This window comes from Paenibacillus sp. FSL H8-0122 (assembly GCF_038005345.1).
In the GTDB taxonomy this organism is placed as follows: domain Bacteria; phylum Bacillota; class Bacilli; order Paenibacillales; family Paenibacillaceae; genus Paenibacillus_AQ.
In genome coordinates this window covers 6,801,794-6,822,351 of sequence record NZ_JBBOTB010000001.1, presented here as the reverse complement: position 1 = coordinate 6,822,351, position 20,558 = coordinate 6,801,794, and the positions used below count along the sequence as shown (strand labels likewise).

The following is a 20,558-nucleotide window of genomic DNA, read 5'->3' as shown; positions in this document are numbered from 1 at the left end:
CACCCGCCCTATGAAGCAGCAGGCGCTTGGCAGCAATTAAGACTTCCGTACAGGCCGGACATACTTGAAGTACCGCTCCGGGTTGAAATAGAAGTAGATGATCCGGCCGGGGGTAGGGTCGAAGCAGTAGCCAGTGCCTGTATAGTCAAAAGCGGCCATCGCCTGCTCCATCCGTTCCTCAACACTGCGGTTCTCCTGCTCATAATCGAATGGCCCGTGCTCGAACACAATATACTCCGCCTCGGGGACATCCGCCATCAGCATCTGCGCAGGGACTTCGCCTTCATAATCATAGGGGAGACGTACCCCATAGCACTCTGTACGCGGAAATCCCCAATCGCAGAGCCTGCCGTCCGGGTCATTCATATAGGCCATAATCTGGCCGTTGCCGCTGTTCGTATCGCTTCCGCCGTCATCATCCAGCTTCCCCTTGATACTATCCAGCAAGCCGCTGATGGTCTCGCAGTCCTGCCCTGGAATCAGGCTCTGCTTCTGCCAGAAATCCCAGTACCCGTTGCTCTCGTAATTCTTAATGTGCAGGAATTTGTGCGCCGGAATGGTTACGAAATAAATCTTAACCTCTTCTGTAGATTTGATCATGCCAACCTCTCCTAGTCCGAAAAAGTAGCGGTCAAACGGGTTGATTTTGGTACGAAGGACGACAGGATACGGGTGTCTCCGGTACTCGCTTGGGGCTACACCATAGGTCACCTTGAACGCGCGCGTAAAGGCTTCATGGGAGGAGAATCCATAGTCGAGCGCAATATCCAGAATGCTTTTGCCGCTGTCCCGCACCTCCTTCAGTGCAAAAGCCAGCTTCCGGTGGCGAAGGTAATCCCTAAGCTGCATCCCGGATATCTCTTTGAATTTCCTCGTCGTATGAAACTCCGAATACCCCAGCTTGTCAGCAAGAGATTGCAGCGTTATGGCCTCACTGTTATGCTGCTTAATGCTTTGGTCCATATCATCGACAATGGTCTGGATCTGCCTGTGCCACTCGTACACCGTCCGCTCACCCCCTCGTTCCAACCGCTCTATGTTCATTCTAGAATACTGGAAAAGGCATTTCTTGATTCTACTTGCGGCATGGGATCAGCCTCATCTCTGTAAGATGATCCAGATTGATCTCGATCCTCAACTCATCATGCTCATTCACCGCGATTAATGTCCGGGCTTCGATACTTAATTGCTTAATAGGATTGGTGACATCCGAGAAAAAAGCCCAAACCAAATCACCGCCCGCATCGGTGCAGGCAATGAAGCCCTCGTTCCCCATCTGCCCGTCCCCGCCGTAGATTGTACCGCCCTCATAATCCAGGCTCGTCCATTCATCCACGATGGTCCAAGGATCATCATTGTACTTCACAATGCTCTCAATCGTTGTGTCACACAAGGGGGAACAGCTCATTGTGCGCTGACGGGTATTTGGGTCGTAACAGGTCTCAATATTTAGAATCGTAATGCTGCCATCTGCCCAAGCAATACAATTGATCCCCGGCAGCTCACGCTCCTCCGTCCAATGCTTCTGGATGAAGTTACTCATGGCTCTATCCTTTCATTGGGTTGATTTTCTAGTCTAATATACTATTTCTGTAAGCTGCCGCGTTTTCCCTTCAAAAGTTAAAGCCCCCCTGGGCAGGATGGCATTTCTATAAAAGAAACCTGAAAGAAGAGTCTCCCGTAGTACATATGAATAAACAGACATGGGATGTGATTGATGTGACAGGATTCCTTGGTGTTATCCTCATTGCCGTAGGATTGGTTATCGCCATTTGGCCAAAGGTAGCCTTTTATCTGCGGCTGGGCTGGAGGTTCAAAAATGCGGAGCCCAGCGGGCTGGCCTTAGGGGCGGAACGGGTAACCGGTGTGGTCCTGGTAATCGCCGGTTTCATCCTGGTGGTATCCAGCTGCGCCTCAGGAAACGCAGAGCGCCGATGGTCAGAGCATTTCAAAGAGAAGCTGGAATCGGGGCAGGTTCAGGAAATCAGCATCGGCATGATTAACCCCACCGTATTAAGCGAAGAAGAAACGAATAGAATGATCCAAATGATCCAGGATGCTGAGCTTAGACCTTTTGATGCAGGGAATTCGTTCGGGGCAAGCAACACCGGGACCATTACCTTTAAGGACCAGACCCGTGTAGATATGGTTATCCTAGGCCCGTCCGGGGGAATTGAGCTGCATCCAGGTGATGCACAGAGCGAATATGAGATTATGAGCGGATCACTGAAATCGTGGCTGAAGAGTTACGGGAACTAGACATGGCTTTATGCAAAAAAAAGCTGGAGGCTACCCGTCGGGACCTTCAGCTTTTTCTTTCGTTACCTGCCCTCAAACCGTTTCACCGCATCCTCCGTCACCGGCTGAAAGAGATTCACCAGGTTGCCGTCGGGATCACGGAACAGCATCGAACGGTTGCCCCACGGCATCGTCGTTGGCTCCTGTACCCAATCCTCAACAGTTGGCTTCAAGCGTGTATACTCCGCTTCAACATCGTCAACGCGGAACTCCAGAATGACCGTGCGGTTACTGCCCGCCACTACAGAATCAGCACCGAATAGCTGCGCTGTCTTGGAGTGGCCGATGGCCAAGGTACATGTCGGCATTACGAATTCGGCAAATACAGGAGCGGGCCGCTCTGCCGTCACCCCCGTCACTTGTTCATAGAATTCAACCAGACGATCGATGTCGTCAGTAATGATACGTATCGAAGCGAAATTCATAAGTGTTCATCCTTTCTTGAATGTTTACATGTCCAATGATACAAAAACGCTACTGACAACGTTATGTCAGTAGCGTTTTTATGCCAGTAGCTTTACGTGTATCCTGTACCCTTAGCCTATTCTCAGGGCAATGTTCCCGAGCTGCTCCGCGCGCTCCATCCGCCGAAGGGCAAGCGGAGTCTCCGCTAAGGAATACACGCTATCCATGATAGGGTGTATCTGATGCTGCTCCATGAACTGAAGCATCGCGGTGAATTCTTCATGGCTGCCCATGGACGTTCCAAGCACCTGAAGCTGCGGGAAGAATACCGCTCTGGCCGGAATGGTGAGATCATCGCCTGAGCTTGCGCCGAACATAACAATTCTCCCGCCCGGTTTGATGACCTCGAAGTATTGCCCGAATGTGGCTGGACCTACGCTATCCAGGATCAGGTCCACAGGTTGGTCCCCGATTTTCTCCCGCCAACGGCCATTGCTGTCTATAACCTGAGTAACCGGTAATTGCAGGGCCTCCGCACGCTTCGCTTCACTTCTGGACGTAACTGTGACCCGCGCCTCAACGGCTGCCGCCATTAGTGCTGCGAAGGTAGCCACTCCGCCGCCAATGCCCGGAATCAGCACATGGTCGCCCCGCTTCAGGCCCCCTCTAGTGAATAACGCCCGGTACGCAGTAAGTGCCGCTAGGGGTAACACACCCGCCTCTTCCCAGGACAGATACGCTGGCTTAGGCACAACATTCTGCTCTGGCACAATGACATATTCCGCAAAAGTCCCGTCTGCAGGATACCCTAATATGTCAGGAACCACAGGCACCTCATCCGCCCGATCCCAGCCCAGACATGGATTAATGATAACTTCCATCCCTTGAGACAGGCCAGTTACCCCTTCACCCGTCTCTGCAATAACGCCAGCCCCGTCTGAACCCAGCACGCAAGGATGAACCGGACCAGACGCACCTTCTGTAGCAGAAGCGGCAGCGATGATGAATAAATCCCGGTGATTCAATCCGGCTGTCTTTAACCTTACCCTAACCTGCCCCTGTTCAGGATGCTTGTCCGGATGATCCGTATATTGCAGACCCTGCGGTCCAAGTGTAATTGCCTTCATCTTCATATCCTCCTGTTACGCTGTAGTGGCTTCATACAAAGTGTAGGCTGTTACAGCGGTCAGGTAAAATGATTGGAAGAGAAGGTGAGTATCATAAATAATGATATCAGTAAGCCGGAACCGCCTCTAAGAGAATTGCCAGAACCCTGCTACCGGATGCCCGATTCCTTTCGTTCCGATATGGGCGTATACATACAGCGCTCCAAACCCAAGAAGATAACTCCCGTCCCCTTGAAGCAAGGTGTCGGGGTAGCCGTCTTCATCGACTTGGAAGAAGAAAGAGAAGGCCTCCTCCTCCAGCTTTGCGGAATAATACGTTTCATTCTGAAGAAGTCTCGGCGTCCCGCCCACTTTGATCAAGAAGGACCGTTCTACCGATTTATCATCAGTGCAAGGTTCTCCGGTTGTAATGTGGTGTTTCCGCAGACCCGCGTTTGTATACGTCTCTATATGGCTTTCCGCAGATAGAGGATGTTCTATTACCTTGATCGGGCAGTCAGGGTACATGTTATGTTCCAAGTACTCCTCATACTCTTCAGGAATGAAGATCGAAATCATACGCCCGGGTTGAATCGGATGAACGAAGCTCAGATAGAACAGGTAGGTTCGGCCCCCCAGGTCAAGGAGATGGGCTGGATTGTCAAAAAACTCGGGCGCATTCCCGCCGATCCAGCCTGCCCGGGGGATGTCCGCTATAGCCGGCTCCACATAATGCAGCATACAGTCTGTTCTTTGGGCCAGCAGATTGATTGGTTTGTCCATCCCTCAGCAGCTCCTCTTCTTTTTATGAAAAGTGTAATAATTCCATCCATCAGGATCAAGCGACTTGCGGTTAATGAAACCTCATCCCCCGTGAATGGTACCACCACAGGATGCGGATGACCTCATCCCCGATCTGAATCTCCTCCAGCTCCTCACTTTCCTCCATCAGCTTCCCCCGCAGGGGGGCATGGTGTGGCCAGTAGGCCAGTGTGTACTGGCTCTCATCCATCAGCCTGGGCATCGGGGAATCAGGGACAGCCTCCAGATGATGGGCGATTAGCTCGCATAAATAGGTGAAAATCCGCTCCAGCGTCTCTCCGCCTAAGTCGCCGGGCACGGCCATCACCCATTCTGTCCCCAGCGCTCGTCCACCGGATAGGTGATTAGCGGATAACCCGACTGTCGCAAATCTCGCTACCTTCTTCTCTTCTGCCGCCGGAAAATAATAGATCTCTACATGGACTGTTTTGGGCTTCATTAAAGTGATCCAGTATTCCGGTATCTGCCACACCCTGATATAAGCATCTAAGATGACCGACCGGCAGATATCGAAGGAAAGCTCATGTTCTTCGCTGGATTCAATGGATATGGCAACCACTCTCCCTGTTTTCCGAGTGCTATACGCTGGGCTCCAGTTCTGCCACAGATAACCTGCCGTCCTCCATCCGGTACACCTTGTCGCAGTATTCAAGCATACGCTCATCATGTGTGACCATAATCGCCGCTTTGCGGCGTGTTCTCACCTCATGGGCAATCAGGGAGACCACTTCATGGGCACGCTTGGTGTCCAGGCTTGCGGTAGGTTCATCCGCCAGGATGATCCCGGGATTATTAATGAGCGCACGGGCGATCGCTGTCCGCTGCTTCTCACCGCCTGACAGTTCCTCTGGGAAGCTGCTTAACTTCGAGCCCAGGCCGAGCTCTTCCAGCAGCTTAACGGCGAACGCTTTATCTTCTTTGCTCACCCTCCCTGACATCTTTTTTACGATAAGTAATTGGTCGAGTACATTTAGATAGGGAACCAGATTCGAGGATTGCATAATAAACCCGATCTCTTTCAGCCTTAGATCCGCCAGTTCCTGTGCTGTGAGCTTGGATATAGGATGTCCATTCAGCTTGGCCTCTCCTTCTGAAGCCTTCAGCAGTGCTCCGGCAATAGACAGGAATGTGCTTTTCCCTGAACCCGACGGTCCAACGACAGCAACGAACTCACCCGGCTCCACGGAGATTGACACATGATCGAGTGCTGCGATACGGTTGCTTCCTTCGGCATAATACTTGGTGACTTCACCCATTTGTAATCCCTTAGTCATTGTCATTACTCAGCCCTCCCGAGTGCCTTCAGCGGATCAATCCTGGTAATCTTCCGAACCGATACCAGCGAACTTAACATAGCGATAACCAGCAGGATCACAGAATACGTGACAACAAGAGTAGTCTCCAGCTTAAACGGCATACCCTTCGGCATAATGGCTGCTGTTCCATAAGTCAGTAAGACTCCGACTACAATGCTGGTCAGCGATAGCACAAGCACTTGCGATACAATGGCTTTGCTTAAGAATCTGTTACTGGCACCTATAGCTTTCATAATGCCGAACTGATTGGTTTTCTGCATCGTCATTACGTAAAAGAATACGCCAAGCACAAACGCGGCGATGGCGAGCAGAAATGCCAGCATCATCAGAATAGTTCCGTTCTCTTCTTTGTACCCTGGCATTCCTTGTACTGCTGCCGACCGGGTAACCGTGTCCGTCCCAGTTAGCCCGCTATTCATAGCGTCCGGGTCGATATCCTTGCCCTGTAGCATAATCGCATTAACGGGCCCGGCAATGCCTTTATCCGAACCCGGAGCTGCGAAGGCAATCTTCCGCCATTCCGCCATTGGAGTGAACACGGAGGCCACGTGGTTATAGGTCTGATTCTCCACGAATCCTATAATCTTTAGTGACTCCGTTGTGCCGTCTAATTGAAAAGTGTCACCTACGCCATAACCTTCGTCCTTCATGGTCGTATTCACGATGACACCCGTAAGATTCCCGGCAGATAAGCTCTCCCCTTCAATGACAGCCGGTTCCAGGAAGCTTCCCGGGTTAATCCCTATAATCGCGATATCCAGCTTGTCTTCACTGCTTGTACTGTTTGCCTTCAACGCCGTGGCCATGGTAGTTCCCATCGGGGCAGCGTCATCTACATTAGGCAGCAGTTCCGCTTCTGCTAGTAATTGATCTGACAACAGCGACTTGCTCATTGAGGACTGCGACCCTTCTTCAAAAATGACATAGTCTGCCTTCATCGTCTTAAAGGTTGACGCAGCCAGCGTAGATAAGCCATTCCCTAAGCCTGATAAGATAAATACCAGCCAAGCTAAGAGCACGAAAATAATGATGATCATTAAAAATCTCACTTTACTGTGCATCAATTCTTTTACAGCTAAAAACATTCCCTTGCCAACTCCTTATTTATTTTTCGACACATGTGTCAATTTAAACCTGCTGTTACCATCACCGGCATCCGACACATTAAATTAAACACCATATTTGACACTTGTGTCAAATTATATTCAAGGCGCATGTTAGCTCTTGGCCCCTCCGATCCACATTTGAAACAGCAGCTTACCCCAAGCAGGAGTAGGGATATTCAGCATATTCGGCGTATCAATCAGGTTAAAGAACACACCAATAAGTACAGGAAGTGGGATATCCTGCCGCAGGTCTTGATTCTGCTGGGCGCGTTCAAATAAGCGGGATAATTGAATTTTAAGCGTCTGATGCCCTTTCTCAATCACTTCGAGATCTCTCGCCGCTGCTGAAGAATTAGCCGTATTGATCTTATTGGCGTTTCCGAGCAGTTGATGTAACGCAGACTCCTCCACGTAAATGAGCAGCAGCTGTTCAAGGGCATCCATGGGATCAGCCTCATCAATGGCTAAAGCCTTGTCTAGTACCGCTGACATTACGCGCTTCATACAAGCCGCCACAATCTCTTCCTTATTCGCATAATATTGATAGATAGTGCTTCTGGCCCCTGACAGATGCTGTGAAAGCAGCTTAAGATGAAACCCGTCATATCCATGCTCAAGCACCAATTGTTTGGTTGTATCCAGCAGCTCTGTCTCTGTAAAAGACTGTTTTCTTCCCATTACATCTCTTCCGTCCTGTCCTTGGTGATATATATCATTAGTTTAGCATTGTTAGTGAACATTTCCCAATGGCCGCCGCGGATCAATAATGGAATGCTCGATATCCTCAACGTAGGAATCGAACGCTTCCACGCCTTCACTTAAGATTAATGCAGCCTCCTGCGCCGTGACTGGCAGCGCCCATAGGATCTGGGCCCTCTCGCTCCCGACCTGAATCTCCTCCAGCTCTTCACTTTCTCCCCTCAGCTCATCCAGCAGAAAAGCAGTGGTTGTCCAGTTAGCCGGGGCAAGCGGGCTCTCTTCCATAACCCTAGGTATCCGCGAATCACCGGCAGCCTCTATATGATGGGCGATAAGATCACTGAGATAGGTAAATATCCGGTCCATAGACTCTCCGCCTAAGTCAGAGGTCAGAGCCATCACCCACTCTGTACCCACAGCTTGCCCATTTGGGCGGTGTGTCGCGGATAACCCTACTGTTGCAAACCTCGCAATCTCTTCCCCCTCCACTGCAGGAAAATAATAGATCTCAACATAGGCTCCTGTTTCGGGCTTCTTCAGAATGACCCGGTATTCCGGCATCTGCCACTCCCGCATATAGGCACCCAAGATAAGGGTTCTGCGGATATCGAAGGAGAGCTCCCTCTCTTTAGTTGATTCCATGAAGATGGTCATCACCTTTCCTCTTTTGATTAGGATATGGTTAATAAGTTAAGTATCTCTTTTACAAACGTATCAACAACTGCTCTGTCAGGACGGGACTTCAGGAACACCGTAAGTCCTATTAAAGAAATGACAAGTGTCTGCGCCAGATTCTTGGCATTAATCCCGGCAGCTAGCTCCCCTGACCGCAAGCCCCGTTCAATCGTTTCCTGGAAGATGACCGAGAGGTACATCTGATGTTCTCTGGTCAGGATCTCAAACTTCTCATCATGGGGAGCAAGCTCCACCATTGAATTGATGCAGAAGCATCCCGTGCTCGGGCTTTTCTCATATTCTTTGGACACCACATCTTCAAAAAAAGTACGGAACGCCTCTTTCACTGAAGAATGCTTGTGCAGACTGCCCCGGACATAGGCAGCGTGGGAACTCGTATATTTCCGCAGCGCAGCTTCAAATAAGCCCTTCTTGTCTCCAAAGGTAGAGTATAGGCTTGGACGCTGAATGCCCATTCTTGCGGTTAAGTCGCTTAAGGAGGCAGCTTCGAACCCTTTTTCCCAGAATACATGCATAGCTGCCTCTAGCGCCTTATCCTGATCAAATTCACGCGGCCGGGCCATAGATCTCCCTCATTTCGTATCGAATGGTATATTTCGATTGTATTTGACGAAGTAGCCCCTGTCAATTAGAGCAATTTATATCCGACTCTTCCCGCTTTCCCCTTGACAATTAATTTTGGTTAGCGGTATATTAATCAGGAATTATTTCATACCAATCAGTATGTTATTATATCCCTATGTCGAAGGAAGTGTTATCTCTGGTCAGCTTTATAAAAGAACCGCAAGCCATTACCGCACCATCCGGGCCAACGCCTGCATCTTCAATGTCCCGCAAGGTAGCACTTCTGTTTGCCATCACCTGCGGTCTGACCGTTGCCAACATCTATTACGCGCAGCCCCTGCTCGACGCGATCTCCAGCGAATTCGGGATTACGCATTCTTCGGTCGGCATCGTGATTACCATTACTCAGATTTGTTACGCTCTTGGACTGCTATTGCTGGTGCCGCTCGGCGATCTGCTGGGTCGGCGCTGGCTGATTGCCGGGCAGATGCTGGTGTCCGTGCTGGCTTTGATTGTGGTGGGCACTGCCCCCACCAGCATGGTGTTATTCATAGGCATTGCTACGGTCGGACTGCTTGCGGTAGTGACACAGACGCTTGTTGCGTTTGCAGCCACCCTGGCTGCCCCGGCTGAACGCGGACGTACGGTGGGTGTGGTGACCAGCGGAATTGTCGTTGGTATTCTACTGGCACGGACGTTCGCCGGTGTGTTAACCGATCTGGCCGGTTGGCGTTCAGTCTACCTTGTCTCGGCGGGACTCACGTTAATCATGGCAGGTGTATTGTTCAGGGTGCTGCCGCAATCTGAGCCCCGCAGAGAGTCCTTATCCTATCCGCAGCTTCTCCGTTCGATGTTCACCCTGTTCGCACAAGAACGGCTTCTGCGAATCCGTGCTGTGTTATGCCTGCTGATTTTTACCGCCTTCAGTATATTGTGGACTTCCCTGGTGCTGCCTCTCAGCGCTCCGCCACTGTCCCTGTCCCATACTGCGATTGGAGCGTTTGGTCTGGCCGGAGTCACCGGGGCGTTAGCAGCAGCACGGGCAGGCCGTCTGGCCGACCGGGGGTTAGGGCAAAAAACCACCGGCGTGGCGCTATCTCTGCTGCTTCTCTCATGGCTGCCAATCAGTTATACTCCACATTCGCTCCTCGCGTTAATCGCCGGGATTATCCTTCTTGACCTGGCCGTACAAGCCGTACACGTCACCAACCAGAGCATGATCCTTAATCTGCGTCCGGAAGCGCGCAGCAGGATTACTGCCGGTTACATGGTATTCTATTCGATTGGCAGCGCTACCGGATCGATTGCATCTACCAGTATGTATGCATACTCGGGCTGGAACGGGGTGTGTCTGCTCGGTGCAATGGTCAGTGCTGCAGCGCTTATATTCTGGGCATTGACCCGTCACATTAAATGAACCGTGTAACGACTTCACATTTCCTCTGAGGTTTGTCAAACTCTGATATTTCCATTATTGTTATCCTTATCTTACATTTGACGTTATGGATGCAGAAATGGAGGCCCGGATTTCCTTGAGACCACGGTTATTAACACGTTCCTTCTATTATCTCTGGACAACTCAGACGGCGGCGAATGCCGCCGATGTCCTGTATATTATGGCGCTGACGGTGCTGGTGCTGGACCGGACGGATTCCCTTGTCTCGGCGGCGCTGATGCCGCTGATGCGCAGCTCGGCCCAGATGGTGAGCGGCTTCATTGCGCCGCTGCTCATCAACCGGATCAAGCTGCCCTCGCTGCTGCTAATCTCACAGACAGGCCAGTTCCTGCTGTTTGTGCTGCTGGCTCTGTACCTGCAGCTTAACGGTGCTGCTGCTTCACTCATGCTGGTCTTTGCCCTGGTCTTCGTCATGTCCTTCCTCGACGGCTGGACCGTCCCAGCCCGTAATGCACTGGTGCCGCGGCTCGTCACGCGGGAGGAGGGGCTGCTTCAAGCCAACGGTCTGATCAGCGTCAGTGATCAGGTCGTGCAGTTTGCGGGCTGGGGACTGAGCGGCCTTTTGGTCGCCTTCCTGGGACCCAGCCCGGCGCTGCTGCTGACAGCGGCCATCTATGGGCTGGCGGCCGCTTTTACGCTTGGCGTCAGAGAGCCGGCAGAGGCAAGTGTCCAGATGCAGGGACAGCAGGCGGACTCTGAACCGGCACCGTCATCTGCTTCGAAATGGAAGACCTTGACTGAAGGCTGGCAAGTCATCTGGCGTATGCCCCGCCTGCGGATGCTGACCTTCATGGACATCATCGACATGCTTGGAGGCTCGGTCTGGGTCGGCGCGTTCACACTGGCCTTCGTCCAGGTGGCGCTGAAGCAAGGCGAAGAATGGTGGGGCTTCATTAACGCAGCCTATTTCGCAGGAACGGTCGGCGGCGGGCTGCTGGTCCTGTCGGCAGTGCGTCTCATCGGCAACCGTTATCTGGGGGCGATGCTCATCGGTATGGCGGGCTATGGCCTGCTCACCATGGTGTATGCTCTGACTACACAGCCGTATATAGCACTGGTCCTTGTCCTGCTGATGGGACCGTTCGCGGAGCTGTCGGTGATTAACCGGCGCACCCTCATCCAGCGCAGCACCAGTAAGCAGATGCTGCCCAAGGTGCTGTCAGCGCAAGCTTCGCTGCTGCATCTGGTGTTCTGCATCTCGCTGCTGGTAATGGCGGGACTGGCCGAACGGTTCGGGATCGTCAACCTGTATCTGCTGGCGGCGGTTCTGACATCGCTGGCTTTCTGCGTCGGCTTGCTCGGCCGCCGGGCGTTCCGGGACGAACCGGAGTCATCAGATGTCAGAATTCCAAGCCTGTAATTGTATATCTGACTGGTATGAAATATCATACAATTAGGCACATGGATTTTAGAAGGAGAGATCTGGGATGCAGCATACTGACTCTGTGGCAGATGAACAAGAATGAGCGAATTCCTGAAATTGATGAAGGATGTACGGTTCAGAAGAACCATGCGGATGATTTTCAAGTTCGCCTGGGATTTCTGGTGGCTGGGCAAGCTGAAGTACTTGATGTCACGGCGGCGCTTTGCAGCGAGAACCAAAGCCTTATACCGCAAGCAGGCAGCGTATTTCACGACAACCGCCATGGATATGGGCGGGCTAATTATCAAGCTTGGGCAGCATGTGAGTGCGCAGGTGGATATGTTGCCGAAGGAAGTTATCGAGGAATTATCCAAGCTGCAGGATTCTGTAGAATTCGTAGATTTCCACGCGATCCAGCAGAAGGTAGAGCGTGAACTCGGAGCATCCATCAGCGAGAGGTTTGCTGAGTTCAGCACGACTCCTATTGCAGCAGCTTCCTTCGGACAGGTCCACCGGGCAACCTTACGGACAGGTGAGCAAGTCGCCGTGAAGGTAATGCGGCCCGGGGTCGAGGACATTATCGCGATTGATTGGAAATCCATTCAGGTCGCTATTTCGTTATTGAAGCGCCAGAAGATGATTACAGACTTCATGGATCTTGATGCCGTATATGATGAGTTTCATGACACCATTATGGAAGAGCTTGACTATCAGCAAGAAGGGCGTAATGCCGAAGAGTTCAAGCAGCAGCTAGCCCACCGGAAGGATGTCGTGATTCCGCACATCCATTGGTCCTGTACTACCTCGCAGGTGCTGACCATGGAGTTTATGGAGGGTGTCAAAATCAATGATTTCGCCAAGCTCGAGGCTTGGGGGGTAGACCGGACCCAACTGGCAACATCGCTGATCGAAATGTTCGTGGAACAGATTTTATTGAATGGCTTGTTTCACGCAGACCCCCACCCTGGCAATATGCTCGTGCAGCCTGACGGCACCATCGCCCTGATCGATTTTGGCATGGTTGGGCGAATTCCCGGAGATATGAAGACCCAGATGGTCGCCCTCCTGCTGGCCGTATACTTGAAGGACGCACACGGCGCCATCGATGCCCTGAACCGGTTGAGATTTTTAAGACGGAATGTAGATCTGGAGGTCTTCTCCAGGAACCTTACGTTATTATTCGAACAAATCAACGGAGATACATTTGATCTGAGTTTTGTGACGTCAGGCGACAATGTGGAGGAGTTACGCAATTTCCTCTACTCTCAGCCGTTTCAATTACCTGCCAATACCACATTCCTGGGCAAAGCCATAGGTACTGTGTATGGACTCTGTACCGGACTGGACCCTGAGCTCGATCTGGTCGGGACGGTTAAGCCTTATGTGGAACAGGTAGTGCGCCGCGATCTGCGGGGAAGTGTCATCTCCAAAGTTATCGAAGATGGCAAGGGTATGCTCAAAGACATCCTCCCAACGACCAAGAAGTTCATGTCGGCAATCGATAAAATGGATAGCGGAGGCTTAAGGGTCAAGCTGGCGAGCTCCCTTGAGCAAAAATTAATCGAGACGCAGAACAAAAATACACAGCGGTTGATTGCCACCATCATTGGCGCAGTATTACTTCTGGCCGGAGTCAACCTGTGGAATGAAGTGAATCCCATCATCTCTTATGTATTCGGCGCCCTTGGCCTGCTCGTTATGCTGAGCCAACTCCGAACAAGACAAGGCCGCCGGGACGAAAGACATGCGAGGCAAATTAATGCTATGCGTGAACGTAGCCGCTTGGAGAAGCCGAAGTCTAAATCGCGCGGATAACATTAACGCTGCGTACGAAAAAACGGTACCGTCCTTTAAAAGGACGGTACCGTTTCCACTTCATCCTTCCGTCCGATCACATCATTGTTATTCATTAGTGCTGAGCGGAACGTGAAAAGTTTGCTGCTAAATAAAGCTCCTGCGAGTTTTGGATCATAATGACTGATTTTTAAACCATACTGAGGGAGTACGGTTTAAGAGCCTTTTTTAACCATTAGGTCCAGCTTATTAACATAAGGGGTGAGCGCCTCCAATAACTTCTGTTGATCCTGTATTTCTTCTGTCGACAGGCGATCCATATGAACACTTCCGTCTGGATCAGTTACTTTGGCATCATAGCTTTTCAACTCATTTATTATGGGTTCAAGCTCCCTATACTCCTGTTCAGTAAGCCTCTGTTCAGCCTTCTCAAGCAAGCTATCCCAGAAAGCGCCACGATCTGTACCAGATGCCTTTGCCTTGGATTTATACGTTTCGTTCATTTTCTTGAAATACGGTTCAAGCTCCACCAGTAATTTCTTGTAAACCTTTTGTTCTTCTGCATAAAGCTGTTCTATGTGAAAAACTCCCTTGGAATCTGCCGCCAGCAGATTGTAATCGCCTAATTCCCTCAATAAGGACATAACCGTGGCAGCTTCTTCCTCGCTAAAATTATGCTTCAACCTCTGAAGCTTGGTCTCAAACTCCTCATATTTCTGCTGGCTTAGGCCAATCGTTGCTGCTGCTTCTTTCGACCCATACATACTATCCGCCAGATAATGATATCCGGCAAACGCTCCAGTAGGAATTAATAATGTAGCTGCCAAAACACCTGCTACGATCCACTTCTTTTTCATTCGTCTTCCCCCTTGTCCGGTTACGGTCTGATTTAGTATTCTCTCCTTCAGTTCCGGTGGGGCATTTAAATTTCTGGCCTCTTCCTGCAGAACTGTTCGCAGCTTTTCATTGAAATTCATGCAGATCCTCCACCTTTCCCTTAAAAAGAGTCTGATTCTCTGGCTTCTGACGAAGCTTGCGCAGTGCAGCATGAATACGGGATTTCACGGTACCCAGAGGGATCTCAAGGATTGCGGCACTTTCTTCCTGCGATAATTCATTTAAATAATGCAGAATAATCACCTGCTTCAGCTTATATGGAAGACTTTCTACGCTAGCAAGCAAGGAATGGTTAGAGATCCTGTCCACAACCTTATTTGTAAATTCAGGCTCCACCATCAGATTGACCTGCTCTGCCTTTTTGAGAACTCGGAGATGCGTCCATCTCTTTCTCCGGTAGGCATGAATTTGTCGCATTGCTATTCCCATAAGCCAGGGTCTAAAGGGACGACTGATGTCAAAATGTTCAAGAGATCTGCGCATTTGAATATAAATCTCCTGAACGATATCATCCACCTCAGATGTTTCGCGAACGAGGAAATGAACGGTTTGATATACATCCCTAATCGTAGCTTCATATAGCTCACTAAATGCTTCACGACTGCCGGCTAGCGTAAGCGTAATGAGCTGAGAATATTCTTTTGGATGTTCCATTCATCACCCCTCCCTTCGGTCTTACACTATATATTGGGGAATAAAGAATATTTCGTTCGATTTTTCTTCGGAAAAATGCTGTGACTCAGGTGCAGGCAGGTGATAAAAGAATAAACCGATCAAAGTCCACTAAGGATTTTGGTCGGTTTATTGTTCTCCCTAACGTTCACGTTCGCCATTAGTTGAGCAACATGCTCTCGAAATGTATTATCAGTGAATCCAACGGATTCCCGATTCTCACATTAAACTCTTGCTCAACTTTAACGGCTGATTCCACCATAGATAATTGAGCAACAGAAATTTTCTTGTTTTTTTCTGATGCAAGTATCCCCTTTATGTACTTTGATAATTCTTCAACATATTGCTCATTTTTACCTTGCATGATTAGCTCAAATGTATTCTCTATGACACGTGCCTCAATATGAATTGGCTTATCCTGAATAGAAGCAAATTCATTAAGCCTTCTCATTGTCCCTTCGACGGTTGCTGGATTAGTGAATAATAGAACTTGTGGTTCTGTAATATTGCAGACAGAACTAAAGAAAGGCTCATCGATTTTTATTATAGGAATAGATGTATGAAGCCGGTTTTCTTCAAGAAGAGCAATATAATTAGTACATGTGATAAGAATAGCCTCAACATTTGCTTGTGATATCCATTCTATTTGTTCGATGACTTTATTTTTGGCTTGTCCTTCATCGAAATTTTTATCTGATGTAATTCTACTCATCAAACCAGGATCCACAAAATGAACCAATTCCAACTCATCAGAGGTAAGAGCGTTTTGAATATACTGGATATTTGAATAGTGGGCGTGTAAACAGGCAATCTTTTTCTTCATGAATTTATCTCCTTACACCCGTACTTTGAGCAGTCCCGCTCCTTAATGATATCATGTTTCTCCAAAAAGTTCGTAATGCTGCTCTACCGGGTAACTCACTCTAGTTGCCAACGCAAAAAACACCTCCAAGGATCTCTCTATCTTACGACAGAGTTCATTCTCTTGAAGGTGTTTACATTTTTTTCTTTTTTACTCCGGGATATAAGGAAGATCCAGTGTCTTCGGAACGTTGATCACATGCTGCTCTGTATACGTGCGGATGCCCTCTGCCCCATATTCACGGCCGATACCGGACTGCTTGAAGCCACCGAATGGGAACCGGACATCGAGCCCCTGCACAGCAGCCGTATTGATCATGGTCGTTCCCGCTTCGAGCTGACGTGCGACCAAGATGGCCTCATCTTCTTGTCCCCACACCGAGCTCGTCAATCCATAGATGCTCTCATTGTGCAGATGAATCACCTGCTCCACATCGTCAAAGGGCAGAATCGGAACGGTAGGACCAAACTGCTCCTCCACCACAATCGGATCATGGTAATCACAGTCCAGAACAAGCGTAGGCTGCAGGTAGTATCCTTGTTCAAACCGCTCCTGATCCAGAATTTGGCCGAGAGGAATGATCTTAGCCCCGCGCCTCTGCGCATCTTCAATCAGACCCTGCACATAATTCTTCTGCTTCAGGTTATTCACCGGACCTACTGTCGTATTGGCGTCAAAGGGATCACCAATGCGAATCCAGCGGTTGGCCGCCTCGATATATTTTTCAACAAAAGCATCATAGATAGAACGGTGTACATATACACGCTTGGCAATCATACAAATCTGGCCTGTCGTCAGGAAGTTAGAGATAACAATCCGGCGCATGGCCCGCTCATCTTGAACATCGAAGCTATCCAGGAAGATCGCCGCATCATTACCGCCCAGCTCCAGCGTCATATCCTTGATCGTATCTGCAGCTGCTTTGATAATATGCTTGGCCGTTGCAGTCCCGCCTGTGAAGGCGATTTTGGCGACAAGAGGATTGCTGGTCAGTTCAACGCCCACATCCGCATCCCCATGAACGACATTGATGACTCCCGCCGGGAACTCACCCGCGATCAGCTCTGCCACCTTCGCCGCCGCCAGCGGTGCAAATGGACTCGGTTTGAGCACAATCGTATTACCCGCAAGTAAGGCAGGAGCAATTTTAATCGTAGATAACGCAATCGGATAGTTCCATGGACTGATCGCTGCCACCACTCCCATTGGATCATAGGACAGGATGGTTGTACCATGGTCATGCTCCTGAACCTCTTCCTGTAGAACGGATGCAGCTTCATTACAAGCGAACTCCATCCACATTAACGAGACATAAATCTCACCATGGGCATCATATAAGGGCTTGCCATGCTCTCTGGACAGCAGATGGACAATTTCATTCTCCGCTGCTCTAATCTTCTCTATTGCCTTACGCATCCGGGTAATACGTTCATCAATCGAGGTCTTCTTCCATATTTTAAAAGCTTCTGCCGCCGCTTCAATCGCCTGAGCCGCTTGTTCCTTCGTAGTGACAGGGAAATAACCTACGATTTCCGCCGGATTGGCCGGATTCTCTTTGGCTGACTGCGAACGGGAGGGTACATGGTGACCATTAATGAAGGCTTGGGCAACAAAGGTCTCTTGGTCTGCCTTCCACACTTCTTCGGCAATTTCCTTCACATAACGAAGCTTACGCCACTGTTGTTCTTCCGTTAGAATATTGCCTTCCTCTGTAGAGGAGAACCCGCATTGCGGGCTCAAGCACAGCTGCTCAAGGGGCACATAGGTTGCTGCTTCGGCAATCCGGGCTTTAATGTGCTCTTTATCTTCCAACTCACCTGTTTTGGATGTGAGCAGACCAAGTACGATTTTCAAATCCGGCCGGTTCACATATTTCAAGGACTCGAAGCTGCCGGAACGCTCATCGTCAAATTCCAGGAATAAGCCATCTACGTTCAAGCCGCCAAAAATGACCTCAGATGCGTAATCATAACCGCCCGTTGAGAAGTAGTTGGATTTATAGTTCCCCCGGCAAATATGCATCGTCACCACTAAGTCTGCCGGCTTATGGGCCAAGGTTTCGTTAATCATGCGCTGCATGATCTTGAGCTCTTCCGCCGGTTCCAGACCCTTTGCCCGCAGCTTATCGTGACCCGCTTCTGAGAAAAGGTCTGCCCATGCTGTATCATCCAGTTGCAGGTACCGGCATCCGGCATTATAGAACGCTTGAATGGCTTTTTGATACGCTGCAATCGTATCCTGAAGGAATTGCTCCCGGTCGTTATAACTATTGGCACCCGGCTCCAGCCGATAGATCAGCATGTTGGGGCTTGGAATGGTTTGTTTCGCTACGGCGTCACCTGCATGCTTCAGCAAAAACTCAAAATGCTCCACAAAGGGATGGCTCGAGAAATCCACCTTACCCACCACACGAATGCCACCCTTACGGGTCTGCATATTATGGAACTTGGGCCCGTCGATCTCCTCATACAGCTCTACGCCGTCTAGGCCGCCCAGAAAGTCAAAATGCCACCAGCTTCTGCGGAATTCCCCATCCGTCACTGCGAATACGCCATTCTCCTTCTGCTTCTCAATAATCCGGATAATCTCTTGATCTTCCACCGCTTTTAAGGCTTCATATGTGATGTTGCCTGCTTTATATTGTTCACGCGCCTGGCTTAAGTTCGCAGGACGCAGGAAGCTGCCTACATGATCATTACGAAAGGGTATCATCGCTACATCTCCTTACAACTTTTTAGTGTACTGAGTATAGCATGAGGGCAAAGAATGCAGGTTATATGTAAAAAGCATGATTGGTCATAGCTTTTCGCAATAACCTATTTATAATCATTTAAAGGTCCTTGATCCATTATCACTTCTACCATATTGGAGTCCCCTACCTTAAGAATCGGCCTATACTCTGAATTTGGTCTACTGTAAAGCTCTAGCGGACTAATAATTACGCCATTTGGCGTATTATGAAGTATCCCGGGTACACAGGTATAGATCGTATCATTATTATTTGCATTCTTGGCGGAGATCGTAACTGAGGTTCCATTATGATTATCTATACTCATGGAGACCTTATATCTGTAAAATGAACCGGTTCCATTGGATTGCGCTGAATAAACTACAGGAACAACCGCAAGAACATCATCTCTTAGTCTTAACTTTATGACCTCTGTCTTCTTTGATTTTTCACCTCTCCCCACATCGCCCATATGCTCAACTGTCCCTTTACCATAATTTTTGAGGGGAGGTGTTCCCGTTGCACCAAACATAGCTACATCAATCTGCTTTCCATCCTTTGTATAGACTAAAGCATAAATGTCATAATCCGTTCCAGTCTCCCAAGATACCGTAGCCGTAATTTCTGGTGTTTTCTCAATGATAACCGGCTTCTGCCCTTTATCGAGATTGATCTTACCCTTTACCTTCTCAAGGTTGATGGACATAGCCGGCTCAGGTTCCTTTGATACAGGCTCTTGAATAATCTTAGGTTCAGAATGCTCAATGGGCTCATCAGCCTCAGCTTCAACCTCAACACCATAGTTTTTGCATAACCCTTCAAGCCCGGAATCAAATCCGCGCCAGATTGATTTTACCTTGGTCTGACCGTTCCTTAGATATAATTCAAGCACTACAATTCCATTCTCGTTCGTGAAGCTGGATGGTGATAATTGAATAACCGTATTCTGTATATATATCTCTGCTGCCAGATTCTTCACATTCGCAAATCCCGTGCTGTTATCCTCTGTCAGAGTTACAGCTATTTTGGTTATACCTTCAGGGACCTTATCCATGTCGAAATTAAGCTTATGAACTTTGGTATTACCCACTTGCTCGGATGGTTGAAGCGTGGCTACTCCCGTGGAACTTGTGGGCTGATTATAGAAGATGATTCCGCTATCTCCTTGTACCTTATCCGAATCCGTTAAGAGGAAGGCTGTTAAAGAAACGTCTACCAGAGTAGAGATTTCGTGGCTAATCGTAATGCTACCTTTTGCGGCACTTAAAGTTGTATTTGCTCCCATTTGCAGAAATTGATTCACTTTCAACCACTCCAATCCATTTAATGGCTCGTGCTGTCTCAATTATATTAACACAGGGAGGAAATGCTTGGGATATAAAACTATAAAGGGCTCCGTTGTGTTAACCGGCACGTTATAGTACTCCTCTAATCGCGCTCTACAATAGTAATGGTGAGGAGATCGATATATATGGCGGACATCAATTTGTCAGGGTACAGGCGCTTGGCAAATTTGATGATGAAGACCGCGATAATTTTTACTCCTTGTTGGAAAGTGATGGTGTGGGATGAGTTTCCACCACAATGGTGTGGATATGGTTCATATCCGTAAGTTTCAGCAGTTTCCGTATGCAGGGAAGCTCCCGTTTGTAGAAAAAACCAGGTTCGTATGCCTGAGGGTTCTCTGTATAGGATACGATGACGGCGACCGATTAGTTGTTCTGTATTATCCCAATAAGAACATTTGTTATTTTGTGGAGGATTTAAGATAAAT

20 protein-coding genes and 1 pseudogene are annotated in these 20,558 nt (G+C 49.3%); 4 read left to right on the top strand and 17 right to left on the bottom strand.

Annotation, left to right across the window (positions count from 1 at the left end; genetic code table 11):
• Positions 1 to 36: 36 nt before the first annotated feature.
• Entirely contained in the window at positions 37 to 1,005 is a 969-nt protein-coding gene (locus NSS64_RS29280) for a helix-turn-helix transcriptional regulator (RefSeq protein WP_341142386.1), read from the bottom strand.
• A gap of 70 nt (positions 1,006 to 1,075) precedes the next feature.
• Positions 1,076 to 1,543 carry a hypothetical protein gene (locus NSS64_RS29275; RefSeq protein ID WP_341142385.1) on the bottom strand — a complete coding sequence of 156 codons (468 nt, stop codon included), beginning with the start codon at positions 1,541 to 1,543 and terminating at the stop codon, positions 1,076 to 1,078.
• Positions 1,544 to 1,689: 146 nt separating this feature from the next.
• Here NSS64_RS29275 and NSS64_RS29270 point away from each other — a divergent pair, with 146 nt between their 5' ends.
• Positions 1,690 to 2,259, top strand: coding sequence for a DUF6199 family natural product biosynthesis protein (locus NSS64_RS29270; RefSeq protein WP_341142384.1), 570 nt, complete (start codon positions 1,690 to 1,692; stop codon positions 2,257 to 2,259).
• Between the two features lie 62 nt (positions 2,260 to 2,321).
• Here the strand turns inward: NSS64_RS29270 and NSS64_RS29265 are convergent, their stop codons facing one another.
• The 9 genes from NSS64_RS29265 to NSS64_RS29225 form a co-directional block, all read right to left on the bottom strand.
• Positions 2,322 to 2,723 (bottom strand): VOC family protein, encoded by a 402-nt coding sequence (locus tag NSS64_RS29265; RefSeq protein ID WP_341142383.1) that lies wholly within the window; start codon positions 2,721 to 2,723, stop codon positions 2,322 to 2,324.
• A 111-nt stretch (positions 2,724 to 2,834) separates the two neighbouring features.
• The gene (locus NSS64_RS29260) at positions 2,835 to 3,830 is read right to left on the bottom strand and encodes a zinc-binding dehydrogenase (protein WP_341142382.1); all 996 of its coding nucleotides are present in this window, start codon (positions 3,828 to 3,830) and stop codon (positions 2,835 to 2,837) included.
• 126 nt (positions 3,831 to 3,956) lie between these two features.
• A complete protein-coding gene (locus NSS64_RS29255) occupies positions 3,957 to 4,592 on the bottom strand; it encodes a hypothetical protein (RefSeq protein WP_341142381.1) in 636 nt (211 codons plus the stop codon).
• A 70-nt stretch (positions 4,593 to 4,662) separates the two neighbouring features.
• Positions 4,663 to 5,070 carry a hypothetical protein gene (locus NSS64_RS29250; protein WP_341142380.1) on the bottom strand — a complete coding sequence of 136 codons (408 nt, stop codon included), beginning with the start codon at positions 5,068 to 5,070 and terminating at the stop codon, positions 4,663 to 4,665.
• A 139-nt stretch (positions 5,071 to 5,209) separates the two neighbouring features.
• Entirely contained in the window at positions 5,210 to 5,905 is a 696-nt protein-coding gene (locus NSS64_RS29245) for an ABC transporter ATP-binding protein (RefSeq protein ID WP_341142916.1), read from the bottom strand.
• A gap of 5 nt (positions 5,906 to 5,910) precedes the next feature.
• Positions 5,911 to 7,032 (bottom strand): ABC transporter permease, encoded by a 1,122-nt coding sequence (locus tag NSS64_RS29240; RefSeq protein ID WP_341142379.1) that lies wholly within the window; start codon positions 7,030 to 7,032, stop codon positions 5,911 to 5,913.
• 132 nt (positions 7,033 to 7,164) lie between these two features.
• Positions 7,165 to 7,731 carry a TetR/AcrR family transcriptional regulator gene (locus NSS64_RS29235; protein ID WP_341142378.1) on the bottom strand — a complete coding sequence of 189 codons (567 nt, stop codon included), beginning with the start codon at positions 7,729 to 7,731 and terminating at the stop codon, positions 7,165 to 7,167.
• Between the two features lie 51 nt (positions 7,732 to 7,782).
• Positions 7,783 to 8,394 carry a suppressor of fused domain protein gene (locus NSS64_RS29230; RefSeq protein WP_340945993.1) on the bottom strand — a complete coding sequence of 204 codons (612 nt, stop codon included), beginning with the start codon at positions 8,392 to 8,394 and terminating at the stop codon, positions 7,783 to 7,785.
• Between the two features lie 29 nt (positions 8,395 to 8,423).
• Positions 8,424 to 9,011, bottom strand: coding sequence for a TetR/AcrR family transcriptional regulator (locus NSS64_RS29225; RefSeq protein WP_341142377.1), 588 nt, complete (start codon positions 9,009 to 9,011; stop codon positions 8,424 to 8,426).
• 263 nt (positions 9,012 to 9,274) lie between these two features.
• On the opposite strand from NSS64_RS29225, the gene NSS64_RS29220 reads away from it, so the two are divergent.
• The 3 genes from NSS64_RS29220 to NSS64_RS29210 all read left to right on the top strand — a co-directional run bounded on the left by NSS64_RS29220 (position 9,275) and on the right by NSS64_RS29210 (position 13,646).
• Entirely contained in the window at positions 9,275 to 10,429 is a 1,155-nt protein-coding gene (locus tag NSS64_RS29220; protein WP_341142915.1) for an MFS transporter, read from the top strand.
• A gap of 115 nt (positions 10,430 to 10,544) precedes the next feature.
• Positions 10,545 to 11,828: an MFS transporter gene (locus NSS64_RS29215; protein WP_341142376.1), complete on the top strand. Its 1,284-nt coding sequence runs from the start codon at positions 10,545 to 10,547 to the stop codon at positions 11,826 to 11,828.
• A 102-nt stretch (positions 11,829 to 11,930) separates the two neighbouring features.
• Positions 11,931 to 13,646, top strand: a complete 1,716-nt coding sequence (locus NSS64_RS29210; RefSeq protein ID WP_341142375.1) for an ABC1 kinase family protein — start codon at positions 11,931 to 11,933, stop codon at positions 13,644 to 13,646.
• A 194-nt stretch (positions 13,647 to 13,840) separates the two neighbouring features.
• On the opposite strand, the gene NSS64_RS29205 is transcribed toward NSS64_RS29210, so the two are convergent.
• From NSS64_RS29205 to NSS64_RS29180, 6 genes and pseudogenes are all read right to left on the bottom strand, one after another.
• Entirely contained in the window at positions 13,841 to 14,602 is a 762-nt protein-coding gene (locus NSS64_RS29205; RefSeq protein WP_341142374.1) for a DUF3600 domain-containing protein, read from the bottom strand.
• On the bottom strand, positions 14,589 to 15,176 hold the full coding sequence (locus NSS64_RS29200) for a sigma-70 family RNA polymerase sigma factor (RefSeq protein WP_340945979.1): 588 nt from the start codon (positions 15,174 to 15,176) through the stop codon (positions 14,589 to 14,591). The genes NSS64_RS29205 and NSS64_RS29200 overlap by 14 nt, the downstream gene beginning before the upstream one ends.
• Before the next feature lie 178 nt (positions 15,177 to 15,354).
• Positions 15,355 to 16,017: a hypothetical protein gene (locus NSS64_RS29195; protein ID WP_341142373.1), complete on the bottom strand. Its 663-nt coding sequence runs from the start codon at positions 16,015 to 16,017 to the stop codon at positions 15,355 to 15,357.
• A 189-nt stretch (positions 16,018 to 16,206) separates the two neighbouring features.
• Positions 16,207 to 17,694, bottom strand: a complete 1,488-nt coding sequence (locus NSS64_RS29190) for an aldehyde dehydrogenase family protein (protein ID WP_445667860.1) — start codon at positions 17,692 to 17,694, stop codon at positions 16,207 to 16,209.
• Positions 17,686 to 18,768 (bottom strand): annotated as a pseudogene (locus NSS64_RS29185) (5-methyltetrahydropteroyltriglutamate--homocysteine S-methyltransferase); the annotation flags it as partial. The pseudogene NSS64_RS29185 and the gene NSS64_RS29190, both read right to left, overlap by 9 nt.
• A gap of 104 nt (positions 18,769 to 18,872) precedes the next feature.
• Positions 18,873 to 20,087, bottom strand: a complete 1,215-nt coding sequence (locus NSS64_RS29180) for a TerD family protein (RefSeq protein ID WP_341142372.1) — start codon at positions 20,085 to 20,087, stop codon at positions 18,873 to 18,875.
• Positions 20,088 to 20,558 lie beyond the last annotated feature (471 nt).

Excerpts from the sequence above, each read along its gene's own strand:
- NSS64_RS29240 (WP_341142379.1), bottom strand. The coding sequence starts at position 7,032 with ATGTTTTTAGCTGTAAAAGAATTGATGCACAGTAAAGTGAGATTTTTA.
- NSS64_RS29230 (WP_340945993.1), bottom strand. The coding sequence starts at position 8,394 with ATGGAATCAACTAAAGAGAGGGAGCTCTCCTTCGATATCCGCAGAACC.
- NSS64_RS29275 (WP_341142385.1), bottom strand. The coding sequence starts at position 1,543 with ATGAGTAACTTCATCCAGAAGCATTGGACGGAGGAGCGTGAGCTGCCG.
- NSS64_RS29260 (WP_341142382.1), bottom strand. The coding sequence starts at position 3,830 with ATGAAGGCAATTACACTTGGACCGCAGGGTCTGCAATATACGGATCAT.
- NSS64_RS29255 (WP_341142381.1), bottom strand. The coding sequence starts at position 4,592 with ATGGACAAACCAATCAATCTGCTGGCCCAAAGAACAGACTGTATGCTG.
- NSS64_RS29235 (WP_341142378.1), bottom strand. The coding sequence starts at position 7,731 with ATGGGAAGAAAACAGTCTTTTACAGAGACAGAGCTGCTGGATACAACC.
- NSS64_RS29245 (WP_341142916.1), bottom strand. The coding sequence starts at position 5,905 with ATGACTAAGGGATTACAAATGGGTGAAGTCACCAAGTATTATGCCGAA.
- NSS64_RS29200 (WP_340945979.1), bottom strand. The coding sequence starts at position 15,176 with ATGGAACATCCAAAAGAATATTCTCAGCTCATTACGCTTACGCTAGCC.
- NSS64_RS29265 (WP_341142383.1), bottom strand. The coding sequence starts at position 2,723 with ATGAATTTCGCTTCGATACGTATCATTACTGACGACATCGATCGTCTG.
- NSS64_RS29220 (WP_341142915.1), top strand. The coding sequence starts at position 9,275 with ATGTCCCGCAAGGTAGCACTTCTGTTTGCCATCACCTGCGGTCTGACC.
- NSS64_RS29250 (WP_341142380.1), bottom strand. The coding sequence starts at position 5,070 with ATGAAGCCCAAAACAGTCCATGTAGAGATCTATTATTTTCCGGCGGCA.
- NSS64_RS29225 (WP_341142377.1), bottom strand. The coding sequence starts at position 9,011 with ATGGCCCGGCCGCGTGAATTTGATCAGGATAAGGCGCTAGAGGCAGCT.
- NSS64_RS29195 (WP_341142373.1), bottom strand. The coding sequence starts at position 16,017 with ATGAAGAAAAAGATTGCCTGTTTACACGCCCACTATTCAAATATCCAG.
- NSS64_RS29210 (WP_341142375.1), top strand. The coding sequence starts at position 11,931 with ATGAGCGAATTCCTGAAATTGATGAAGGATGTACGGTTCAGAAGAACC.
- NSS64_RS29205 (WP_341142374.1), bottom strand. The coding sequence starts at position 14,602 with ATGAATTTCAATGAAAAGCTGCGAACAGTTCTGCAGGAAGAGGCCAGA.
- NSS64_RS29270 (WP_341142384.1), top strand. The coding sequence starts at position 1,690 with ATGAATAAACAGACATGGGATGTGATTGATGTGACAGGATTCCTTGGT.